This is a genomic window from Enterobacter sp. JH25 (assembly GCF_021725435.1).
Classification (GTDB): Bacteria; Pseudomonadota; Gammaproteobacteria; order Enterobacterales; family Enterobacteriaceae; genus Enterobacter; species Enterobacter intestinihominis.
In genome coordinates this window covers 485,586-506,103 of sequence record NZ_CP091319.1, presented here as the reverse complement: position 1 = coordinate 506,103, position 20,518 = coordinate 485,586, and the positions used below count along the sequence as shown (strand labels likewise).

Genomic DNA, 20,518 nt, shown 5'->3' with positions numbered 1-20,518 from the left:
GCGCAGTTGCGCCCCTTCGCATTTGCAGGAACGTACTATGAATACCCTTCCTCACTGGTGGCAGAACGGCGTTATCTATCAGATTTACCCAAAGAGTTTTCAGGATACCACCGGCAGCGGCACCGGCGATCTGCGTGGCGTAACGCAGCGTCTTGACTACCTGAAAACCCTTGGCATTGACGCCATCTGGCTGACGCCGTTTTATATCTCCCCGCAGGTGGATAACGGTTACGACGTGGCGAACTACACTGCCATCGACCCGACCTACGGCACGCTGGACGACTTTGACGAGCTGGTTGCCCGGGCGCATGAACGTGGCATCCGCATTGTGCTGGATATGGTCTTTAACCACACGTCCACGCAGCACGCCTGGTTCCGTGAGTCGCTGGATAAAGCGAGTCCGTACCGTGAGTTCTATATCTGGCGCGACGGTACGCCGGACGCGCTTCCCAACAACTGGCGCTCCAAGTTTGGCGGCAACGCCTGGCGCTGGCATGCCGAAAGCGAGCAGTATTATCTGCATCTGTTCGCGCCGGAGCAGGCGGATCTCAACTGGGAAAACCCGGCGGTGCGCGCCGAGCTGAAAAAAGTGTGCGAGTTCTGGGCCGATCGCGGCGTGGACGGCTTGCGTCTGGACGTCATTAACCTGATTTCAAAAGATCAGGATTTCCCGGACGACACCATCGGGGATGGCCGACGTTTCTACACTGACGGGCCGCGCATCCACGAATATCTCCAGGAGATGAGCCGGGATGTCTTTACGCCGCGCAACCTGATGACGGTGGGCGAGATGTCCTCCACCTCGCTGGAGAACTGTCAGCAGTATGCGTCGCTCGACGGGCGCGAGCTGTCGATGACCTTTAACTTCCATCATCTGAAGGTCGACTACCCCGGCGGCGAAAAGTGGACGCTTGCGAAGCCGGACTTCGTGGCGCTGAAAACCCTTTTCCGCCACTGGCAGCAGGGGATGCACAACAAAGCCTGGAACGCGCTGTTCTGGTGTAACCATGACCAGCCGCGCATCGTGTCACGCTTTGGTGACGAAGGGGAACACCGCGTGGCGGCGGCGAAAATGCTCGGTATGGTGCTGCACGGGATGCAGGGCACGCCGTATATCTATCAGGGTGAAGAGCTGGGCATGACCAACCCGCATTTCAGCCGTATCACCGACTACCGCGACGTAGAAAGCCTGAACATGTTCGCCGAACAGCGGGCTAACGGCCGCGATACGGATGAACTGCTGGCGATTCTGGCGAGTAAGTCACGTGATAATGGGCGCACGCCGATGCAGTGGGACGCCTCGCACAATGCGGGCTTTACCGGGGGCGAACCGTGGATTGGTGTCTGCGACAACTACGAAACCGTGAACGCCCGCGCGGCGCTGGACGACCCCGATTCGGTGTTCTACACCTATCAGTCGCTGATTCGCCTGCGCAAAACCCTGCCGGTGCTGACGTGGGGGGATTATGAGGATCTCCTGCCTGACCACCCTTCCCTGTGGTGCTATCGCCGTCAGTGGCAGGGGCAAACGCTGATGGTGGTGGCGAACCTGAGCCACGAGCGCCAGCAGTGGCAGCCCGCCCCCGCAGAGCGAGCATGGCGGGTGGCACTCAGCAACTATGAAGAGGTTCCCTTCCGACCCGATACGTTGCTATTGCGCCCGTTTGAAGCTATCTGGTGGGTACAGGAATAAACCTTAGGAGATACAGCATGCTGTATCTCTTTTTTTATGTTTAGCGATACGCTAAATGTACGACGATAACTTTTACAATATGGCGCACTCAAAATAAAAATAGCCTGCCAATTAAATAACCTCGGCAGGATATTATGAAAAAGACAATTATTAAAGCAACGTGTATTAGCGTATTATTATTGAGCACGCAGGGATGGTGCGGAAATACGTCCGTCGATCTTCGCTTTGGTCATAATACGCGCTCAGATGTAAATGATTCACGTATTAAGGTCATGCATCAGGCGAATAACGGTTTTTACTTTTCCGTTGAAGCCGCACAAAACCATAACGATACGTTTTTTGGTGATACCGACAGATATAATCCCGACGACAAAGGGCTAACGGAAGCGGCACAGGAAATCGAAACGCGCTGGCGTTTTGATCTGGGAAATGGTTTCGCCGTTGCGCCAGGGATGGTAACCGTCTTCACCACCAGCAATACGCATTACCGCCCTTTTATTCAGGGCTGGAAATCATTCGATAACGGTCTGAATCTCTCCGCCCGCTACCGCTATAACACCGTCAATGACGCGCACAGCGATAAAGAACTCGACGGCAGCGGTTATACCCGCCGCCAGTCACACCAGTTCGACATTTGGTTCGCGTATAACATCGGCAAATTCGGTATGTCCTACAACCCGCGCTTCCGCTGGCAGGATAACGTCGATCAGGGAACCGGGGATGACACCTACTGGGAGCATACCGTCGCATTCAACTACAAGCTCGACGACGGCTGGACGCCTTACGTCGAGCTTGTATCGCTGGATAAAACCTATATCAACGATGACGGCAACCATGAAAATGATTATGCCGTACGTCTGGGAATAGTTAAGCAGCTCTGACGGCCTGACTACACCGTATCGTGCTGTAGCAGCCTGCAGCCGATACGGTCCACGGCACTCAACAGTTCAAGCTGACCTTCCCGCTGATACAAAGACACTGCGTTAATGTCGATTGGTAACGGCCAGCATAGCGTTGAGATCGACACCAATGTCGACCCCTGACGGGTAATCGCAATAATCTTCAACCCTTTGCGCAGCGCGTTACGCGCCATTTCAATCAGCGACTGCGTCTCCCCGGATTTACTGATCAACACCAGCGTCCCCTTCGATACCCGCGTCAGCTGGTGCATGTCATTCAAAATAAGGTGCGGCAGGCTCGCCAGCGACAAAAAGCGCGACAGGTAGTTGAGGCTGGTGAGCGAGGCTCCCCGTGCGTACAGATAGATATGGCTGGAATGCGTAAGCAACCTGGCCATTTCTGTCACAATATCATCCGCCTGTGACCCCATGTCGGGGGCGGCAGGTGCAGGCGTAAAATGGTCGCGTAAAAAACGGTACCGAAGCTCGGTATAGCTTTTATAGCCCATTTTTTTACATACACGATTAACGGATGTTGTCGTGGTAAAGGTGTCACGGGCAATCTCTTTTGCCGATATATTAGAAATATTATATGCATGATGCTGAATGTATTCAAATATCAAACGCTCACTTCCCTGGAATGAATTCATCTATTACGCCCCGTTTAATCCCAACATGATATTAACACAACAGAGAAATAGTCTCTGGAAGGCGCTTCACACATTGCATTATTGCATTTACGCGTATCACGATACGTAATTAGTATTAGCAAACATTAAAAACTGTTTTAGGTTCTCTTTATACTTCCCCTGTTTTCACATTCAGGGAATTATGACAATGACGAAACAAAAAGTTGTCGCGGTAACAGCCTGTCCAACAGGCATCGCACACACCTTTATGGCGGCAAATAAAATTATTGCATGGGCTAACGAGCACAATATTGAGGTAAAGGTCGAAACGCAGGGCAGCGATGGCGTTCAAAACCGCTTAACAAAACAGGATATCGCCTCCGCCACGGCCATTATTCTGGCAACCGACGTTCCCATTCAGGATGCCGAGCGTTTTGAAAACCTTCCTCACCTTCAAACCCGCACACAAGAGCTGATCAAACATACCGATCGCTATCTGCGTCGGGCGCTGGCCATGGAAAAAAACGTCACCACTGTCGCACAAGAAGACGATCTCCAGCGTTCGGCTTACCAGATTTTTATTGGCCATATTATGGCGGCCATCAGCTATATGCTGCCGGTCGTGGTGATGGGCGGGCTGATGATGGCGACGGCCAAAATTACCGGGCAGTTTATTAACATCGAACATTCGCCGTTCAGCGTGCTGGATAAAGTGGGCTTTATGACCATTAAGTTCATGTATCCCGTTTTTGCGATGTATCTGGCGTTTTCCATTGCTGGTAAACCCGCGCTTATCCCCGGGCTTATCGGCGGCATCATGTCAGACGAAGTCTATAAGCGCTTCTTTGATATCGAAGGCTTTATGCCATCCGGCTTTTTTGGTGCCATTGGTATCGGCTTTTATGTGGGCTATCTGGTGCGCTGGCTCAATGATTCGATTCACGTCCGTCAGCAGCTCACCACCATTAAAACCATGCTTGTCGTCCCTCTCATCACCGGCATTACGCTGGTGATGGTCATGGAATATTTGATCAACCCTATTTTTGGCTCACTTAACCAGCTGATGGTGGTCTTTTTTACCTCGGCAGGTGACACAGGACGCGGGTTCTATTCCGCGATGATCGCCGCAGGTACCGCGTTCGACCTGGGCGGTCCGGTCAACAAGGCGGCAGGCTCGGTCGCGCTCGGCCTGAATGGCATGAGCGAGACGTTTGATTTAACCGCCCGTGAACTCTCCATCGTGATCCCCTCCATCGGCGTCGGCTTTGCTGCGTTCCTCAACGGTCGCTTTGGATTACCGGATGTCTTTAGCCAGGAGGAGAAAACCGTCGGTAGCACCTCGTTGTTGCTGGGCGTGATTGGGATCTCCGAAGGCGCGATCCCGTTCATCCTGAAAAACCCACGTCTTATCCCGGTGTTCATGACCGGTGCCGTCGCCGGCGCGCTGGTCGCTATTACCCTTGGCGTGAAGCAGACGCTGCCTCTGCCAGCCGTCTGGGGCTGGCCGCTGGCGACTAATGTAGCGGGCTACCTGGCGAGCGTCGTTATTGGCGCATTGATTTGCGCTCTGGGCGTGCTCTATGTCAGCCCAAAGAACGCCAGATAAGGGGAACGTCATGAATCAGATCCACATCATTGCCCATACGCACTGGGATCAGGAGTGGTATTTCACCCGCCAGGACAGCATGGTGCTGGCGTCATCTAACTTTGCGGACGTCATCGACACGCTGGAGCAGGACCCCGCTTACACCTGCTATCACCTTGACGGACAGATGGCGGTAGTGGAGGATTTTCTCGTCATCAATCCCGATTATCGCGCCAGGCTGGAAAAACTGGTCAGAGGAAAAAGGATCTTTGTAGGGCCGTGGTATACCCAGACGGACACCTACAACGTGCATGGCGAATCCATTATTCGCAATCTCAAGTACGGCATCTTCGCCGCCCGAACGCTGGGGCATGCCATGCAGGTCGGGTATCTTCCGGACACCTTCGGCCACAATGCGCAGATGCCCACGATTTTGCAGGGCTGCAATATCGACAATATCGTCTTCTGGCGCGGCATCGATCACGACAGACAGGCGAAAAGCAGCCAGTTCCTATGGCGGGCGCCGTCAGGTGCGACCGTTATCGCCTGCGCGATGGCATTCGGTTACGGCGCGGCTAAAAACATCTCTTCAGACGCGAGCCATTTGCAGGGAAAAATCTTCCCGATGGTCAATCTCCTGCGCTCGCGGGCCGAAATAAATGACCTGCTGCTACCCTGCGGCGGCGATCAGGTTAGTATCGACCCGGCGCTGCCGAAAATTCTACAGATCGCCAGCGCACGCTCCCCCAATGAAGACCGGTACGTTATCAGTTCGCTGGAGCGCTACGTCGATATTCTACGCGCGCGGCGTGAACAGTTTGAACGCTGGGAAGGAGAGCTGAAATCGCCGCGCTATACCCGCATCCATAAAACGATCGGATCCGTGCGCTACGACATCAAAAAGAAAAATGATGAAGTCGAACAGTTCATCCTGCGGCGGCTGGAGCCGACAATCGCCATGGCGCGTCATCAGGGGCTGCCGGTGAACCTCTCGGTGGTCGATACCCTCTGGAAAAAGTTGTTGCGAAACCATGCCCACGATTCAATTGGCGGCTGCAATAGCGATGCCACCAACCGCGACATTCTGCATCGTCTGGAACAAACCGAACAGCTGTGCCATAGCCTGTGGAATCTGGTGGTGAAAACCCTGGCCGCCGCCTGCGCTCAGGAAGGCGACCTGCTGATTTTTAACCCGCTGGCTACCCCAACGCAGCGCGTGGTGATAACCACCCTGTATAGCCGGGCTGATAATATCGCCCTGACGTATCAGGGGCTGCCCATCCCGTTCGACGTCCTGAAAAGGGATATTCTGCCCGGCGGAACGGCGATCTCCCTTACCGCCGAGGGCGAGTGCGAAACGGCCATTCCCCCTTATTACCGCTGGCACGTAGCGGTAAAGACACCGGTTCTGCCGCCGATCGGCTATCTCACCGTTAACGTTGTAGATGACCGTGCGCCTTTTCAGGAGCCTGAAAAGATAAAGGGCAGCGAGATTGAGAACGCGCATTATCGACTGTCGCTGGACGCCGGAACGCTTACCCTGGAAGACAAACGCAGCGGCAGACGCATCCCCTCTTTCTTTACTCTCGAAGACTGTGCTGATGCGGGCGACAGCTACGATTTTTCGCCACTTGCAGGCGACACACCGACGCGCTGTTCGCATTTTACGCTCGTCGACGGCGTGAAAACGAAGCTTGTCGAAAAGCTAACCGTCGAGGCCACAATGCTTCTTCCGCAGGATCTCGCCAGCCGTCAGGAAACGGCACGAACGCCGTTATCCATTCGTCTGGTCTGTGAATTACGCCATGACGATCCGAACCTGTATGTCGAGGCTTCGCTGGAAAACAGCCACTGCGATCACCGGCTACGTTTACTGATCGGCAGCGATATTCACACCCGTCACGCTATCGCCTCACTGCCCTTCGCAATCATCCAGCGCGAAACGGGATATGACGGTGAAAAATGGCAAGAACGCTATCGTGAGAAGCCCGTGGATATCGAAACCAGCGAGGGCATTATCGCTGTTACGGAACCGGGTAAAGCGCTGGTTGTGACTAGCCGTGGCATGAAAGAATTTCAGATTATCGGCAGCGAACCAGCAGCTATTGCCCTGACGATGTTTAAATCGACGGGCGTGCTCGGACGCAGCGATCTCGAGTGGCGACCGGGTCGGGCCTCCGGCATCAATAATACGGTGGTTGAGACTCCTGATGCCCAGTTGCTGAAACCGTTGCACTTTTCATTCACCGTCGCGCTGGCCGACAACGCCGACCACCTCACGCTGCGCCAGCTGGAAAATCAGGCGGCTGGACAGCCTTTTTCCTATCAACCGCAAGCGTTACACATGCTCGATAGCCGTCTTGAGCGCTTTGCGTTGCGTCTGCCCGAACGCAGGCTTCCGGCAGAATTCTCGCTACTGACCTTGCCGGAGCCGCTCATCCTTTCCGCACTGCCCCATGCGCAGCAGTTGCATGGCACCGTCTTACGCGTATTTAACGCCGGGACACAGCCGGTTCCCGTTCCGACAAGTCTGGCGGGGCTTCGTCAGATCAACTATCTGGAAGAGCCCGTGCAACCGGTAACAGCGATCTCACCTTCCGCAACCTGCGATTTTTTGATTGAGGCTTAATATGAACTTGCTGGCATTGACGCATCCCGATCGGGTGTTTATCAACCCGCCCCAACGTACGCCTGAAGCACTGATCCGCTGGCTCACCGAGCCGCTCGCCAGGCAGAATATCATCAACGATCGAGAGGCATTTATCGAAAGCGTTTTACAACGCGAAAGTGAAGGTCCTACCGCGCTGGGTGAAGCACTCGCCGTCCCGCACGGTAAAACCGAGGCGGTTCTACAGGCAGCATTTTGTCTGGCGCTCTTTGACGATCCGATATGCTGGCCGGGGCTGGAAGGTGATGAAGAGGTGAGAATGGTTTTCCTGCTCGCCATTCCGCCAGCGGAAGCAGGCAGTACGCATATGCAACTGCTGACGACGCTGACCAGCAGACTAACGGATGAGCGGGTGCGTGAGCAGCTTCTGGCGGCGCGCACCCGGGAAGAGGCATTGTCCGTCCTGAATGCTGAAGAACCGCCAGTACAGGACGATAGCCCCGATCGCTCCTTTCTCATCCCCGTGGTGCTGGGCAGTATTGCTACCGCAGCCTTTTTACAGGCAGGGTTGAGCTGGGTCTGCGGGGTGAGTTAATCGAGCAGCGCTCAGCACAGGCTCTGCTGAGCGCTTGTTTTTGTTGAATAATTAATCAGATTTTTCCTTCGCGTCTTTACAATTGCCTCAGCGCCCGCCGTTTGTACTCTCGTCTTTTTACTTTGTCCTGCATCAAAAAAATCGCAAACATGTTTGATGCAAATCACTATATGTAGCACTTAAAATGCACGCCGACCCAACATCTTGTATTTATCGTCTACTATTCCAACAACAAGACGGCGCGAACGCTGGCCGGAATTGTGGATAACACGAGCTGGGCACGCGGGAAGTCTTTGCCTCGGCGAGGAATACGCCCGGTGAATACTTCTCCACCTCTGTGGATAACCTGTTTTTAAAATGGAGTGATCATGACACCGCATGTGATGAAACGTGATGGCTGTAAAGTGCCGTTTAAATCAGAGCGCATCAAAGAAGCCATTCTGCGTGCAGCTAAAGCAGCGGGAGTCGATGACGCAGATTACTGCGCCACCGTCGCAGAAGTCGTTAGCAGCCAGATGCACGAACGCAGCCAGGTGGATATCAACGAGATCCAGACCGCGGTTGAAAACCAGCTGATGTCTGGTCCGTACAAGCAGCTGGCGCGCGCCTACATTGAGTATCGTCACGACCGTGACGTCCAGCGTGAGAAACGCGGTCGCCTGAACCAGGAGATCCGCGGCCTGGTAGAGCAAACCAACTCGTCGCTGCTCAATGAAAATGCCAATAAAGACAGCAAAGTGATCCCGACCCAGCGCGACCTGCTGGCTGGTATCGTCGCCAAGCACTATGCCCGCCAGCACCTGCTGCCGCGCGATGTAGTCTCGGCGCACGAGCGCGGTGAGATCCACTACCACGATCTCGACTACTCGCCGTTCTTCCCGATGTTTAACTGCATGCTGATCGACCTGAAAGGCATGCTGACCCAGGGTTTTAAAATGGGTAACGCCGAGATTGAGCCGCCGAAATCCATCTCCACCGCGACGGCGGTCACGGCGCAGATCATCGCCCAGGTGGCGAGCCACATCTATGGCGGCACCACCATTAACCGCATCGATGAAGTGTTGGCCCCGTTCGTGACCGAGAGCTTCAACAAACACCGTAAAACGGCGGAAGAGTGGCAGATCCCGGACGCCGACGGTTATGCCCGTTCCCGCACCGAGAAAGAGTGCTACGACGCGTTCCAGTCGCTGGAATATGAAGTAAACACGCTGCACACCGCCAACGGCCAGACGCCGTTTGTGACCTTCGGGTTTGGCCTCGGAACCAGCTGGGAATCACGCCTGATCCAGCAGTCTATTCTGCGTAACCGTATCTCCGGCCTCGGTAAAAACCGTAAAACGGCGGTGTTCCCGAAACTGGTGTTCGCCATTCGCGACGGCCTGAACCACAAGTTTGGCGATCCGAACTACGACATCAAACAGCTGGCGCTGGAGTGCGCGAGCAAGCGTATGTACCCGGACATTCTGAACTACGACCAGGTGGTAAAAGTCACCGGTTCGTTTAAAACGCCAATGGGCTGTCGCAGCTTCCTCGGCGTGTACGAGGATGAGAACGGCGAGCAGATCCACGACGGGCGCAACAACCTGGGCGTCATCAGCCTGAACCTGCCGCGCATCGCGCTGGAAGCCAAAGGTAATGAAGCGGCCTTCTGGGCGCTGCTGGATGAACGTTTACAGCTGGCACGTAAGGCGCTGATGACCCGCATCGCCCGCCTTGAAGGGGTGAAAGCCCGCGTCGCGCCAATTCTCTATATGGAAGGGGCCTGCGGCGTGCGCCTGAAGGCGGATGATGATGTGTCGGAGATCTTCAAAAACGGTCGCGCGTCGATCTCTCTCGGCTACATCGGCATTCACGAAACCATTAACGCGCTGTTTGGCGACAAGCACATCTATGACAACGACGCCCTGCGTGAGAAAGGTATCGCGATTGTGCAGCGCCTGCGCGATGCGGTAGACCAGTGGAAAGAGGAAACCGGCTACGGTTTCAGCCTGTACAGCACGCCGAGCGAAAACCTCTGCGATCGCTTCTGCCGTCTGGATACCGCCGAGTTCGGCATCGTGGAAGGGGTGACCGACAAAGGTTACTACACCAACAGCTTCCACCTCGATGTGGAGAAGAAGGTGAACCCGTACGACAAGATCGACTTCGAAGCGGCCTATCCGCCCATCGCGAACGGCGGTTTTATCTGCTACGGCGAGTACCCGAACATTCAGCATAACCTGAAGGCGCTGGAAGACGTGTGGGATTACAGCTATCAGCACGTTCCGTACTACGGAACCAACACGCCAATCGACGAGTGCTACGAGTGCGGCTTTACCGGTGAGTTCGAGTGTACCAGCAAAGGCTTCACCTGCCCTAAATGCGGTAACCACGATGCAGCCCGCGTCTCCGTAACCCGCCGCGTGTGCGGCTACCTCGGCAGCCCGGACGCCCGTCCGTTTAACGCCGGTAAGCAGGAAGAGGTGAAGCGCAGGGTGAAACATCTGGGAAATGGGCAGATCGGGTAATCCGCTGCCACGTTAATGCCCGGTGGCGCTGCGCTTACCGGGCCTACGGACCGCTCTCTTTTGTAGGCCGGGTAAGCGCAGCGCCACCCGGCGTGGTTATTCGCGATGAACTATCACCAGTACTACCCCGTCGACATCGTCAACGGCCCCGGCACCCGCTGCACCCTCTTTGTATCAGGCTGCGTTCACGAGTGCCCCGGCTGCTATAACAAAAGCACCTGGCGCCTGAACTCGGGTATGCCGTTTACCGCTGAGATGGAAGACCGCATCATCAACGACCTGAACGACACGCGCATTAAACGTCAGGGGATCTCGCTCTCCGGCGGCGACCCGCTCCATCCGCAAAACGTGCCGGCGATCCTGAAGCTGGTAAAACGCATCCGCCGCGAGTGCGCGGGAAAAGACATCTGGGTCTGGACGGGTTATAAGCTGGATGAACTGAATGCGCAGCAGAAGGAAGTAGTGGATCTGATTAACGTCCTGGTCGACGGCAAGTTCGTGCAGGATCTAAAAGATCCTATGCTTATCTGGCGCGGCAGCAGCAACCAGGTTGTGCATCATCTGCGTTGAATGAAGGCGGATATCCTCTGTCCGCCTGAACGTCAAAACCGACTCACACTCTCCATTGCCTCAGCCTTAAACGCCGCAAAATCCTCGCACTGGCACAGGCGCGCCATCGCGCGTTCACGCAGGAAAGTGACAAAAATATCGTAAATCGCCATTGCCTCTTCGTACTCGCTTTTGCTGATGGCGAGCAGAAAAATGACATGGGCAGTTTCATCTCCCCACTGAATGCCCTGCGGCGCCAGCACGGTGTAGACCACCGTTTTTTGCGCCAGCAGGCCGAGGGAGTGCGGCAGCGCGATGCCGTCGCCGAGCATAGTGCTGACGATAGCTTCACGCTCGATAACCGATTCCAGAAATTCCGCGCCGACAAAGCCTTCACTTTCAAGCTGCCCACACAGTTCGCGGAACAGCGTTTGCTGGTCGACAGGCTTGTCGAGAATGCGGAAATGGGCCGCGTCGAAGTATTTCTCCAGCATCCACGGGCGGGTACGGTCCACCAGCACCAGCTTGCCGATCTGCTCTAACTGATAATCGGTCGGGAACGGGGCGATTATCACCACCGGTTTGGATTTTTCGCTCACGCGAGCGGTGGAGATCACGAAGTCTTCGCCGATGGCATCGGCAAGTTCGTACTCGCGCAGGGTGAGCGTGCGCGTCACCTCAATCTGCGGGTATTTGCGCTGAAGCACCGCCTCGATCATGCGCACCATCGCGTTACCAGCGTCACATACCAGCAGCACGCGCGGCTGACGCTGGTAGCCGATGTTGTAGTGGCGCTCCAGACCGACACCGATATGCAGCACCAGAAAACCAATTTCGTTTTCGCTGATCACATACGGCGTGTATTTGCCCCAGCTCGACACCGCCGCGAGGGTCATATCCCACGCCATCGGGTAGTGCTGCTTGATGTTATCCAGCAGCGGATTGGGGATCATGATTTGATACCGCACGCGGGTAATCATGGTTTTGATGTGCGTGAGCAGATCTGCATGCAGTTGCTCGTCGCTCAACAGGTTGTAGTTATAGTGGGTGTTGATGTAGCGCAGGATATAGTTGACCAGGGCTTCGTCGTCGTCAGCATTAATGGCGCTGGGGGCGATCTCCTGGATCTGCCGCGCCGCAATGTGCACGCACAGCCAGCTCTCTTCCGATGGTGAAAGCGCCTTGCCCGCCAGCTCCTGGATAGCCACGGCGATATCTTTCGCCGCCTCGCGTACGTTCTCTTCCACGTCTTCAGCGTGGAATTCCGGCAGCGGATACCCCTCGCTGATGCGCCGTACCGACACCGCGCAGTACAGGCGCAGGAACAGCTCGCCTTCATCGGTCAGGCGAATGTGATGGCGCGTCAGCGCGTCGTGCAGGACAGGGACCATCTTTTCCGCCACGCCCGCGTTGAGCGCCACGTCGGTCACCAGCGGGTTAAGGCTATCCTGCTGCGCCAGCTCCCACAGGAGGTCGGTCAGGCAGGCGCGGATCGCCATCTCGCTGCCAAACAGCTTCATGCCGTGGCGCGGGCGGGTTTCCAGCGTCAGGTTGTAACGGTGAAACCACTCGCGTACTTCCACCATGTCGCTTTGCAGCGTGGCCCGGCTGACGAACCACTCATCTGCCAGATCCTCCAGCTTAAGGGAAAAGGCTGACGTCAGAAAACGCACCACCAGATAATGCACACGCTCCGGTCCGGTTCGCGGAATACGCAGCGCGCGCGGGTGGGACGACTGCAATTGTTGATAGCGCGCCACATCATTGATTTTGAGCTGATAGCCGTTGCCCCGGCTCAAAATGAACTGCGCGCCGTGGCTGGCCAGCAGCGCGTTCAGGGCGGTGATATCCGCCCGGACGGTTCGCGTGGAGACCGACAGCCGCTGCGCCAGCTCGTCCTGCGGCAGCGTCTCGTTTTGCAACAGATCGAAAAGTTGTGCTAAACGTTGGTTCGGAAATCGCACGTCGTTGTCCTCTTACTGCTCAGGGTGAAATGACCATCTGGGATGGGCTGCCGACCGGGGTATAGTCTGACTCGGCGCTCAGCTTGCCGTCCGGCGCCACGCGGAAACGGGTAATGTTGTCGCTGCGCTGGTTCATGACGTACAGCCAGCGCCCCTGCTTATCAAGCGTCAGGGTGCGCGGATAGTCGCCTCGCGTCCAGACATCGTCCTGATGCGTCAGCGTGCCCTCCGCCGTTACGGTAAAGTGCCCGATGCTGTTATGCAAACGGTTAGCGACATACAGCTGTTTCCCGTCGGCGCTTAGTGCCAGCCCGGCGGCAAAACTGGTGCCTTTATAACCGTCCGGCAAGGCTGAAACCGTTTTACCCTCTTTCAGCCTGCCGTTGCTGTCCAGCGCATAATGGGTGAGCGTAGAGGCTTCTTCGTTAATCAGCCACAGGGCATCCCCCTTCAGCGTAAAGACGAAATGGCGCGGCCCGGCCCCTTTTGAGGAGGCGCTGATAAACGGCGGATCGTTCGGGGTCAGCTTTCCGGTTCGATCGTCAAAACGGTACTGATAGATGCGATCCAGCCCCAGATCGGTGGAAAAAACGTATTTCCCGCTCGGATCGGCGGCGATCATGTGCGCGTGAGGGCCGTTATGATCGCTGATGGCGAAACTGCCCTCGACGGCAGCTTCCGGCTTCGCCGCGCCCGGTTCGCCTTTGTCCTGATGGGTGTCCGTAGCATCGCCCAGGCTGCCGTCTGCGTTAACGGGCAGCACCGCGATCGATCCGCTGACGTAGTTCGCCACCAGCAAATGTTTGCCGTTCGGCGTCAGGGAAAGATACACCGGCCCCGCGCCGCCGGAGGCCACCTGATTCAGCTCGCTCAGCGCGCCGTTATCGCCTATTCGCAACGCCTGCACCACGCCCTGCTCCACCTCGCTTGCCAGGTAGAGCGTTTTGCCGTCGTGCGAGACGGTAAGCTGCGCAGCGTTCGGGAGTTGGCTCACCAGCGTTTTGTTATCGAGCGCGCCGGTTTGCGGGTCGACGGTAAAACGGTACAGCCCTTCGCCGTTGGGATTATAGGTGCCCACCCAGGCGTATTGCGTCTGGGCGGCAGCGGCGGTGGCGAGCATTGAGAGTGAAGCGACAAGCAGGGTACGGGTGTGCATGGTGGCTCCTTCGGGTGTGTGCGGTGTGTTTCCCCTCACCCTAACCCTCTCCCCAAAGGGGAGAGGGGACGATTACACCCTCTCCCCTTTGGGGAGAGGGCTGGGGTGAGGGGCAGGTTCTACTTCACCAGCTTCTTCGTCATCGCCAGCAACGTACGCACATCTTCCGGACGCGTGTCGCCGCTGGCTTTGTCGATAATCGAGCTGTAGATATGCGGGATGATTTTGCTCACGCCCGCGTCCAGGGCGATCTGCAGGATCTCCTCAAAGTTCTCCAGATCGATTCCCCCGGTCGGCTCCAGCCAGAAGTCGTGACGGGCGCAGGCTTCCGCCACCGCTTTATACTCGTCACGGCACTTGAGGCCGCCCATCGGGAAGTACTTGATTGAGCTGCCGCCGAAATCTTTCAGCAGGGCAATCGCGGTTTCCACCGGCACAATGCCGTCCGGCGCGTTGCTGCTCAGCGGGCCGGTGGAAATTTTAACCATGCCGACGGTGCCGGTCGGGGAGACCAGGCCATTGACCACCGACTCATTCTGCCCCAGCAGCGCGCGGCTGGCGGCCACGCCGGTGAAGACCTGATTGACGTGCTGCGGCTGTACCTGGCGGGAGATTTCACTCACCATCGCCGACTGGTTCGGATCGCCTGCGCCCAGCCCCACGGAGAGCGCGTTATCAATCAGGGCCGCATACTCACGCATATCCGCGACGGCGCTCGCCACGTCGGGGTAATTTTTGGAGAGCACGCCCACCAGCACATGACCTTCCGCCGCCTCGTAAATGGCGCTGGCGTTGGCTTTCGATCCTGCCAGCACGTTCAGGCAGACGCGGTCACGGTAAAAGTTAGGGGTCAGTTTCATGCTTTTTTCTCCTGTCCTAATACTTCGCTAATACGGCGGTACACGATGTTCAGCTGATCAGCATTCACGCTGCGCACATCCGCTTCGATAATCCCTTCGTTAGCTTTATAGCCACGGAAGTAAATGGCGTATTCGCCCTGCTTGAGCGCGTTCACCAGGTCACCGGTGCCGACGCCGGTGGTCGCTTCGTCAAACTTAATCTCGGTGCGCGCGATATCGCGACCCGCGCTGTCCCAGACCACGCGGGCGGTGACGCCGTTCAGGGTGTTGAGCGCGTCAATAAACGGCGTCATCTTCGCCACCATCTCGGCCCCGCTCTCCCTGGTGGCCGTCAGGTAGTGTTCGATGGCGCAGGTCAGGCCGAGGATCCCCTCTTTGCCCACCTTCATCGCGCGGCCAATGCCCGCCGTCTGGCGCTTCACCCACTCAACGTACTGGGTTTTGCCGATCACCAGGCCGCTGGTTGGGCCTTCAATCGCCTTCGCGCCGCTGTAGATCACCAGGTCCGCGCCGGAGCGGTAATAGGTATGCAGATCTTCTTCCGCCGCGGCATCAACGATCAGCGGCAGGTCGTGTTTACGCGCCACCACCGCCGCCTGCTCGACGCTGAGCATGCTTTTCTGTACGCAGTGGTGCGATTTAATGTAGAGGATAGCCGCTGTACGCGGGGTGATCGCTGCCGCCAGCTGATCGGCAGAGCATTCGTTGGCGTAGCCCGCTTCCACCAGCCTGCCGCCGCCCAGCGCTACCATGGTGCCTACCGGCGCGCCAAAGTTCACGTTGTGGCCTTTCGGCAGGACGATCTCGTTGTTCTCAATCGGTGTGACGTGCAGGTTTTCCAGCAGCCAGTCGCTGTCTTTCACCAGTACCGCCGCCACGGACTGGGCAATGCCCGCCGACGCGCAGGAGACCACCGTTGCGCCTTCCACCTCCAGCAGCTTCGCGATGTATTCGCCGGTTTTATTGACCAGATCCTTTATCTCGAAATAGTGATTCATGCCGTCCATCGCCGCCTGCACCACTTCCGGGCGCGGCGTGGAGACACCCAGCGCCGTCATGCGGCCAGAGGTGTTGATAACCTGCTTTAAGTTGTACTTCTCATAAATCGAAGGCATGTTCCGTGCTCCCTTGTTCGGTCATGTAGCCCTTGCCCGCGCGGATCGCGGCAAGCGGCACCAGAATGTGTTCAGCCTGCAGGCTGTCGTTTTCAGCATCCGTCAGCACCGTCGGCTGGCGTTTGAGGGTGAACAGCGTCAGATCAGCGTCGAGACCAGGCTGAATGCGGCCTTTGCGCGTCAGGCGCAGGCCGTCTGCGGCGTTGGCGGTGACGCAGTCAATCACCTGCGGCAATGACATGCCGATGGCGAGGAATTTCGACATCACGCTGGCCAGCGAGCCGACCGGGCCGTTGATGCGGTTGCGGCAGTAGATATCCGAGCTGATGGTGTGCGGCAGAATGCCCATCGCGATGGCGCGTTTCGCCACCTCAAAGCTGAAGCTCGCCGTGCCGTGGCCGACGTCCAGACGCACGCCGCGCTTCAGCGCAGACGTAATGGAGGCGCGCAGCTCGCCGGAGGGCGTCAGAATGCGGTTGGGCTTGCCGTTGTAGCAGTGGGTAATGATGTCGCCGGAGCTTAACAGCTCGGCAATCTCATCAAGGTTCGGCGGGTTGTTGCCGATGTGCACCATCAGCGGCAGGTCGCCATTCTCTTTTTGAATCGCTTTCGCGCGCTCCAGCGGGGTAATGCCGTTTTCACCGACCACGCTGCTGCTCATGCGCGCCTTCAGGCCGACGATAAAATCCGGGTAGCGCGTCACCGCCTGCTTCACCGCATCAGCATCAATATTGGCCATATTGGCCAGCTCGTTCTGGGCAATCAGCCCCACGCGGGAGATGTTCAGCAGGGCAAACACCTCGGTGGATGCTTTGCGGGTGATGGCGTAAAAATCATCCACGTCGTCGGCCCCGGTACTGCCCGCGTCCACCACGGTGGTGACGCCGGTGGCAATGCCCACGCTGTCCGGCTCGTCGTGGTAAATTGGGGAGTTCGGGTAGCAGTGGACGTGGGAGTCAATCCAGCCCGCGCTGACGAACACGACACCGTTAAGCTCAACCGTTTTACGAGCGGGAGCGTCAATTTGGCCTGTCGCGGCGATCTTCCCGTCCTGAATGGCGATATCGGTCAGGGTATCGTCGGCGAGGCGCGCACGGCGCAGGAGTAGATCAAACATGGGGTTCTCCTGATAAGGCGGGCACCGAAGCGCCCGCAGGTATTAAAGGGCGACCGGGAACAGCCAGCCCAAAATCATTGCGCCGAGGATGGCGCCACCGGTAATCGGCTTCTGCCAGATGTAGAACAGCAGCGCGCCCACCAGGGAACCGACGCCGATTGGAATGGAGGCGGTCATGGCGCTGAGGATAATCAACGGCCCGAGGAAGCGGCCGGAGGCGTTACCCGCGCCCATCATCACGTCTGCACCGTAGGTGGAGTTACTCTGGTTGATGGTGAACTTACGCGCCAGGATGATGACGTAGCCAATCGCCAGACCAATCACCAGGCCGGTAATCAGCGAGGCAATAAAGTTGGTCACCGGGAACATGATCCCCGCGCCCAGCAGCAGCGCCGGTACGCCGAGGCCCACGCCGGTCTGGATCGCCCCGCCGATGTCGAGAATCCCGACCAGCGACCCTTCGATGATACGGGCGAAAAGGAAGCTTGCGCCGAACGCCGCCACCGCGCCGTAAACGCCGGTATCGATTCCCGCTTTCAGCATCGCCACGAAGGCCACTTCGTTAAACGCGCCGATACCGTAGAGGTAGTACATGTGCGTCCCGGCGAAGACGCCGGAGGAGAGCAGGCCAACGAAGATCGGGAACGACCAGTCGGCATACCAAAAACCTTTATTCTGTTCCATTTAGAGGCTCCTGTTATTTACCGCTGAGCGAGTTGTGGATCATGTCGAGCCAGTTCGGCACGGTCAGATGGAAGGATTCGATCATCTTCATGTCGAAGCCGCGGAAGAAGCCGCTCAGCACAAACAGCAGGACGATCGCCGCCATCATCACTTTGGTGACGTGGTTCCAGCCGCTCTCTTCTACGCCTTTACCGATCAGGATCCCCAGCACCAGACCCGGCACGGCGTTACCCATGATCAGCTGCGCTGCGCCGCCAAAGATGGTGGCCCAGAAGCCCGATTTTTTACCCGCGTCGATGGCTGCCAGCCAGAAGATCACCGGCATCACGGTGTTGACCAGCAGGTTCGCGGCAGGCACCAGCACCTTCACGGCGGTGACCTGAAGCGCAGCCGGAACGGAGGAGGCGGTCAGGTTAAGGAAGGTCACGACAATCATGCCGATAATGCCGCAGGCAATCGCCATTTTGCGCGGGTCATGCAGCGTTTCACCGACGTTACGGTTTTTGATCATCAGTGCAGCAGCACCCCAGTTCGGGATGATGCGGTGGTCAACGTCCTGTGTGAAGGCACCTGCGGCCACGGAAGAGGCCCAGGCGTTAAAGAAGAAACCTAACCCAAAGGAGAAGTGGGACGCCGGATCCCCTTCACAGGAGTTCAGTTCCCCCAATGTACGAAACGCGCCCATACCCTGAGTGGTAGGCGCATGAAACATGCGTGCAGCCCCGGCTCCAACACCGACGCCAACCAGGCCGCCAATGATGAGCGATTTTATTAATATAATTAAGAACATCAGTCTGCCCTTTTATGAATAATCAGCGTTGCGTGACGAAATCCACCTGGTCGAGATTGATGGCGGTCACGTTGACGGTCACATCCAGCTCCACGCTGTAGGTGCGTCTTTCCCGACGCAGAAAGAAGAACAAAAACGCTTCTTTTCGCACCGCTTCTTGCGCCTGAACAACCTGCACATCCTGTGGCTCAATACGCAGTAAGATATGCGGTGAGGCTTTCATCACCGCGGCCTGTACGTGGTTGAGGGCGTCGGCAAAGGCGCGCGCTTTGGCATCGCCCTTCCCCTTCACTCTCACCGTGGTCGTGAACTGTTCTTTCATGCTTACGCGCCGTATTTCTTCTGCCACGCCTGTACCAGACGCTCGCCCAGCTCTTCTTTATCCATAAAGCCAAAGCCCAGCACGTTGCAGCCTTCGTTGATAGCGGTCACCCCCTCATCCACGGAGCGCATGCCGTATTTGGCCTTGTAGCCGTATTTGGTCTGGGCGGTGATGGCACCCGCGCCGCCGCTGCCGCAGAACGAGATCCCGAAGGTGGCGTTTTCTGCTTTCATCACGTCACCGAGCTTCATATCCGCTGCCATGCCCGGTACGACAACCGCGCGTCCGCCGGCTTTTTCCACACCCGCAGCCACTTTCTGACCTTTACCCAGGCGATCGCCAATCACGACTGTAATCTGTTCCATGTGTTGCTCCTTAAAGGTTATCTTTCGCGACTTCGAAGTGAACGGAGAGCAGCCAGGCTTCTTCATCAGGAAGATTGCCAAACTGCGCTACCACTTCACGGGCAAGTTGCATTGAATCTGGTGAAATTTCGTCGAACAGCTCTGCTTCAACCTCCGGCAGCGGCTCGCCGGTCACAGACCGGTGCGCCATTGCGCGAACGTGGGAGGTCAGCATCTGCTCCTGTACCGCGTTGGGGATGATGTTGTGCCGGGCCAGCAGGGCGTAGACCTGCTGAAGCATGGTGTTCGCGAGCTGTTCTGTTTGCACCGCCTGTTCCCCAACGTCGTTCATTACCGCTCCGTTAATCACTCGTCTTACCCCGTTAATGGCTCTGGAATAAAACTAACGTCGAGGGGGCGTTGTTTGTAGCGAGTTGTTTTCCACTTCGAAGTGGAAAGGCGAGCCGCGGCAGTGATCTGTGCCACATAAATGCGGTGAATCTGGATTAATCGCTGGATTTACGTGATGAATATCACGCTATTACGCGGCACTAAACAGGTAAGCGGAGTGGAAAAGATTACGAGCAGGCTCGTAGAAATGTGATGTGGATAAGGTTTTCTTATGGGGAGGGAGAAGAGTGTGAGCGGGGATGCTTAACGCGCCCCGCTCATCCAGACTATCAACGATACTTTTTGTGATACGCGTTGCGGGTCGCCGCAAACTGGTCGGCTGCCGCCTGGGCTTCCTTCACTTTGCCTTCGTTCGCCAGCTTCAGCGCGCCGTCGATCTGGCCGACCAGCACGTCAAAACCGTGGCGGTAGTCTTTCATCTCGGCGCTGTCCGCCGCTTTGCTTTCCAGCTTCGGCGGCGTCGCTTTTTGCGCATCCAGCGCCGCTTCACGCATTTTGGTCAGTGCGTCTTTCATCTCCGCCGCATCGTCGGTTTTCTGCACCACCTTCAGGTTTTGACTGAGGATGTCCATGTTGTCTTCAAGATCGGCAGCAAACGCAGATGAGCCAAGAACCAGCGTTGAAGCCGCGACGATCGCTAACAGGTGTTTACGCATTGCTCACTTCCTTTTTTATTATAAATCACGCTTT

The 20,518-nt window shown here is 56.9% G+C and carries 19 protein-coding genes; 7 read left to right on the top strand and 12 right to left on the bottom strand.

The window, feature by feature from the left end:
- The first annotated feature begins 37 nt into the window (after window positions 1-37).
- Both treC and L2Y28_RS02425 read left to right on the top strand, forming a co-directional pair.
- Window positions 38-1,693 (top strand): alpha,alpha-phosphotrehalase, encoded by a 1,656-nt coding sequence (gene treC / locus L2Y28_RS02430; protein ID WP_022646874.1) that lies wholly within the window; start codon window positions 38-40, stop codon window positions 1,691-1,693.
- Window positions 1,694-1,827: 134 nt separating this feature from the next.
- A complete protein-coding gene (locus L2Y28_RS02425; protein ID WP_022646873.1) occupies window positions 1,828-2,574 on the top strand; it encodes an oligogalacturonate-specific porin KdgM family protein in 747 nt (248 codons plus the stop codon).
- 8 nt (window positions 2,575-2,582) lie between these two features.
- On the opposite strand, the gene L2Y28_RS02420 is transcribed toward L2Y28_RS02425, so the two are convergent.
- Entirely contained in the window at window positions 2,583-3,242 is a 660-nt protein-coding gene (locus tag L2Y28_RS02420; RefSeq protein WP_022646872.1) for a MurR/RpiR family transcriptional regulator, read from the bottom strand.
- A gap of 187 nt (window positions 3,243-3,429) precedes the next feature.
- Between L2Y28_RS02420 and L2Y28_RS02415 the strand changes: the two genes are divergently transcribed.
- The 5 genes from L2Y28_RS02415 to nrdG all read left to right on the top strand — a co-directional run bounded on the left by L2Y28_RS02415 (window position 3,430) and on the right by nrdG (window position 11,086).
- Complete coding sequence (locus L2Y28_RS02415) at window positions 3,430-4,827, top strand: PTS fructose transporter subunit IIC (protein WP_071785194.1); 1,398 nt, start codon at window positions 3,430-3,432, stop codon at window positions 4,825-4,827.
- A gap of 10 nt (window positions 4,828-4,837) precedes the next feature.
- On the top strand, window positions 4,838-7,435 hold the full coding sequence (locus tag L2Y28_RS02410; RefSeq protein ID WP_022646870.1) for a glycoside hydrolase family 38 C-terminal domain-containing protein: 2,598 nt from the start codon (window positions 4,838-4,840) through the stop codon (window positions 7,433-7,435).
- Window position 7,436: 1 nt separating this feature from the next.
- Window positions 7,437-8,009 (top strand): PTS sugar transporter subunit IIA, encoded by a 573-nt coding sequence (locus tag L2Y28_RS02405; protein ID WP_022646869.1) that lies wholly within the window; start codon window positions 7,437-7,439, stop codon window positions 8,007-8,009.
- A 368-nt stretch (window positions 8,010-8,377) separates the two neighbouring features.
- Window positions 8,378-10,516 carry an anaerobic ribonucleoside-triphosphate reductase gene (gene nrdD / locus L2Y28_RS02400; RefSeq protein ID WP_022646868.1) on the top strand — a complete coding sequence of 713 codons (2,139 nt, stop codon included), beginning with the start codon at window positions 8,378-8,380 and terminating at the stop codon, window positions 10,514-10,516.
- Window positions 10,517-10,621: 105 nt separating this feature from the next.
- The gene (gene nrdG / locus L2Y28_RS02395; protein ID WP_022646867.1) at window positions 10,622-11,086 is read left to right on the top strand and encodes an anaerobic ribonucleoside-triphosphate reductase-activating protein; all 465 of its coding nucleotides are present in this window, start codon (window positions 10,622-10,624) and stop codon (window positions 11,084-11,086) included.
- A 32-nt stretch (window positions 11,087-11,118) separates the two neighbouring features.
- Here nrdG and L2Y28_RS02390 read toward each other — a convergent pair whose 3' ends face one another.
- The 11 genes from L2Y28_RS02390 to cybC all read right to left on the bottom strand — a co-directional run bounded on the left by L2Y28_RS02390 (window position 11,119) and on the right by cybC (window position 20,484).
- Window positions 11,119-13,029, bottom strand: a complete 1,911-nt coding sequence (locus L2Y28_RS02390; protein ID WP_022646866.1) for a transcription antiterminator — start codon at window positions 13,027-13,029, stop codon at window positions 11,119-11,121.
- Window positions 13,030-13,048: 19 nt separating this feature from the next.
- A complete protein-coding gene (locus L2Y28_RS02385; protein WP_022646865.1) occupies window positions 13,049-14,185 on the bottom strand; it encodes a lactonase family protein in 1,137 nt (378 codons plus the stop codon).
- A gap of 119 nt (window positions 14,186-14,304) precedes the next feature.
- A complete protein-coding gene (locus L2Y28_RS02380; RefSeq protein WP_022646864.1) occupies window positions 14,305-15,045 on the bottom strand; it encodes a KDGP aldolase family protein in 741 nt (246 codons plus the stop codon).
- Window positions 15,042-16,160, bottom strand: a complete 1,119-nt coding sequence (locus tag L2Y28_RS02375; protein ID WP_022646863.1) for a DgaE family pyridoxal phosphate-dependent ammonia lyase — start codon at window positions 16,158-16,160, stop codon at window positions 15,042-15,044. The genes L2Y28_RS02380 and L2Y28_RS02375 overlap by 4 nt, the downstream gene beginning before the upstream one ends.
- Window positions 16,144-17,277 carry an amidohydrolase/deacetylase family metallohydrolase gene (locus L2Y28_RS02370; protein ID WP_022646862.1) on the bottom strand — a complete coding sequence of 378 codons (1,134 nt, stop codon included), beginning with the start codon at window positions 17,275-17,277 and terminating at the stop codon, window positions 16,144-16,146. The genes L2Y28_RS02375 and L2Y28_RS02370 overlap by 17 nt, the downstream gene beginning before the upstream one ends.
- A gap of 42 nt (window positions 17,278-17,319) precedes the next feature.
- Window positions 17,320-17,961, bottom strand: a complete 642-nt coding sequence (locus L2Y28_RS02365) for a DUF4310 family protein (RefSeq protein WP_003856081.1) — start codon at window positions 17,959-17,961, stop codon at window positions 17,320-17,322.
- A 13-nt stretch (window positions 17,962-17,974) separates the two neighbouring features.
- Window positions 17,975-18,751 carry a DUF4311 domain-containing protein gene (locus L2Y28_RS02360; protein ID WP_006810337.1) on the bottom strand — a complete coding sequence of 259 codons (777 nt, stop codon included), beginning with the start codon at window positions 18,749-18,751 and terminating at the stop codon, window positions 17,975-17,977.
- A 22-nt stretch (window positions 18,752-18,773) separates the two neighbouring features.
- Window positions 18,774-19,073, bottom strand: a complete 300-nt coding sequence (locus L2Y28_RS02355) for a DUF4312 family protein (protein WP_006810338.1) — start codon at window positions 19,071-19,073, stop codon at window positions 18,774-18,776.
- A gap of 2 nt (window positions 19,074-19,075) precedes the next feature.
- Window positions 19,076-19,438, bottom strand: coding sequence for an SFCGS family glycine-rich protein (locus L2Y28_RS02350; protein ID WP_006810339.1), 363 nt, complete (start codon window positions 19,436-19,438; stop codon window positions 19,076-19,078).
- 10 nt (window positions 19,439-19,448) lie between these two features.
- The gene (locus tag L2Y28_RS02345; RefSeq protein ID WP_026080657.1) at window positions 19,449-19,787 is read right to left on the bottom strand and encodes a PRD domain-containing protein; all 339 of its coding nucleotides are present in this window, start codon (window positions 19,785-19,787) and stop codon (window positions 19,449-19,451) included.
- A 310-nt stretch (window positions 19,788-20,097) separates the two neighbouring features.
- Window positions 20,098-20,484 (bottom strand): cytochrome b562, encoded by a 387-nt coding sequence (cybC, locus tag L2Y28_RS02340; RefSeq protein WP_022646861.1) that lies wholly within the window; start codon window positions 20,482-20,484, stop codon window positions 20,098-20,100.
- Window positions 20,485-20,518: the final 34 nt, after the last annotated feature.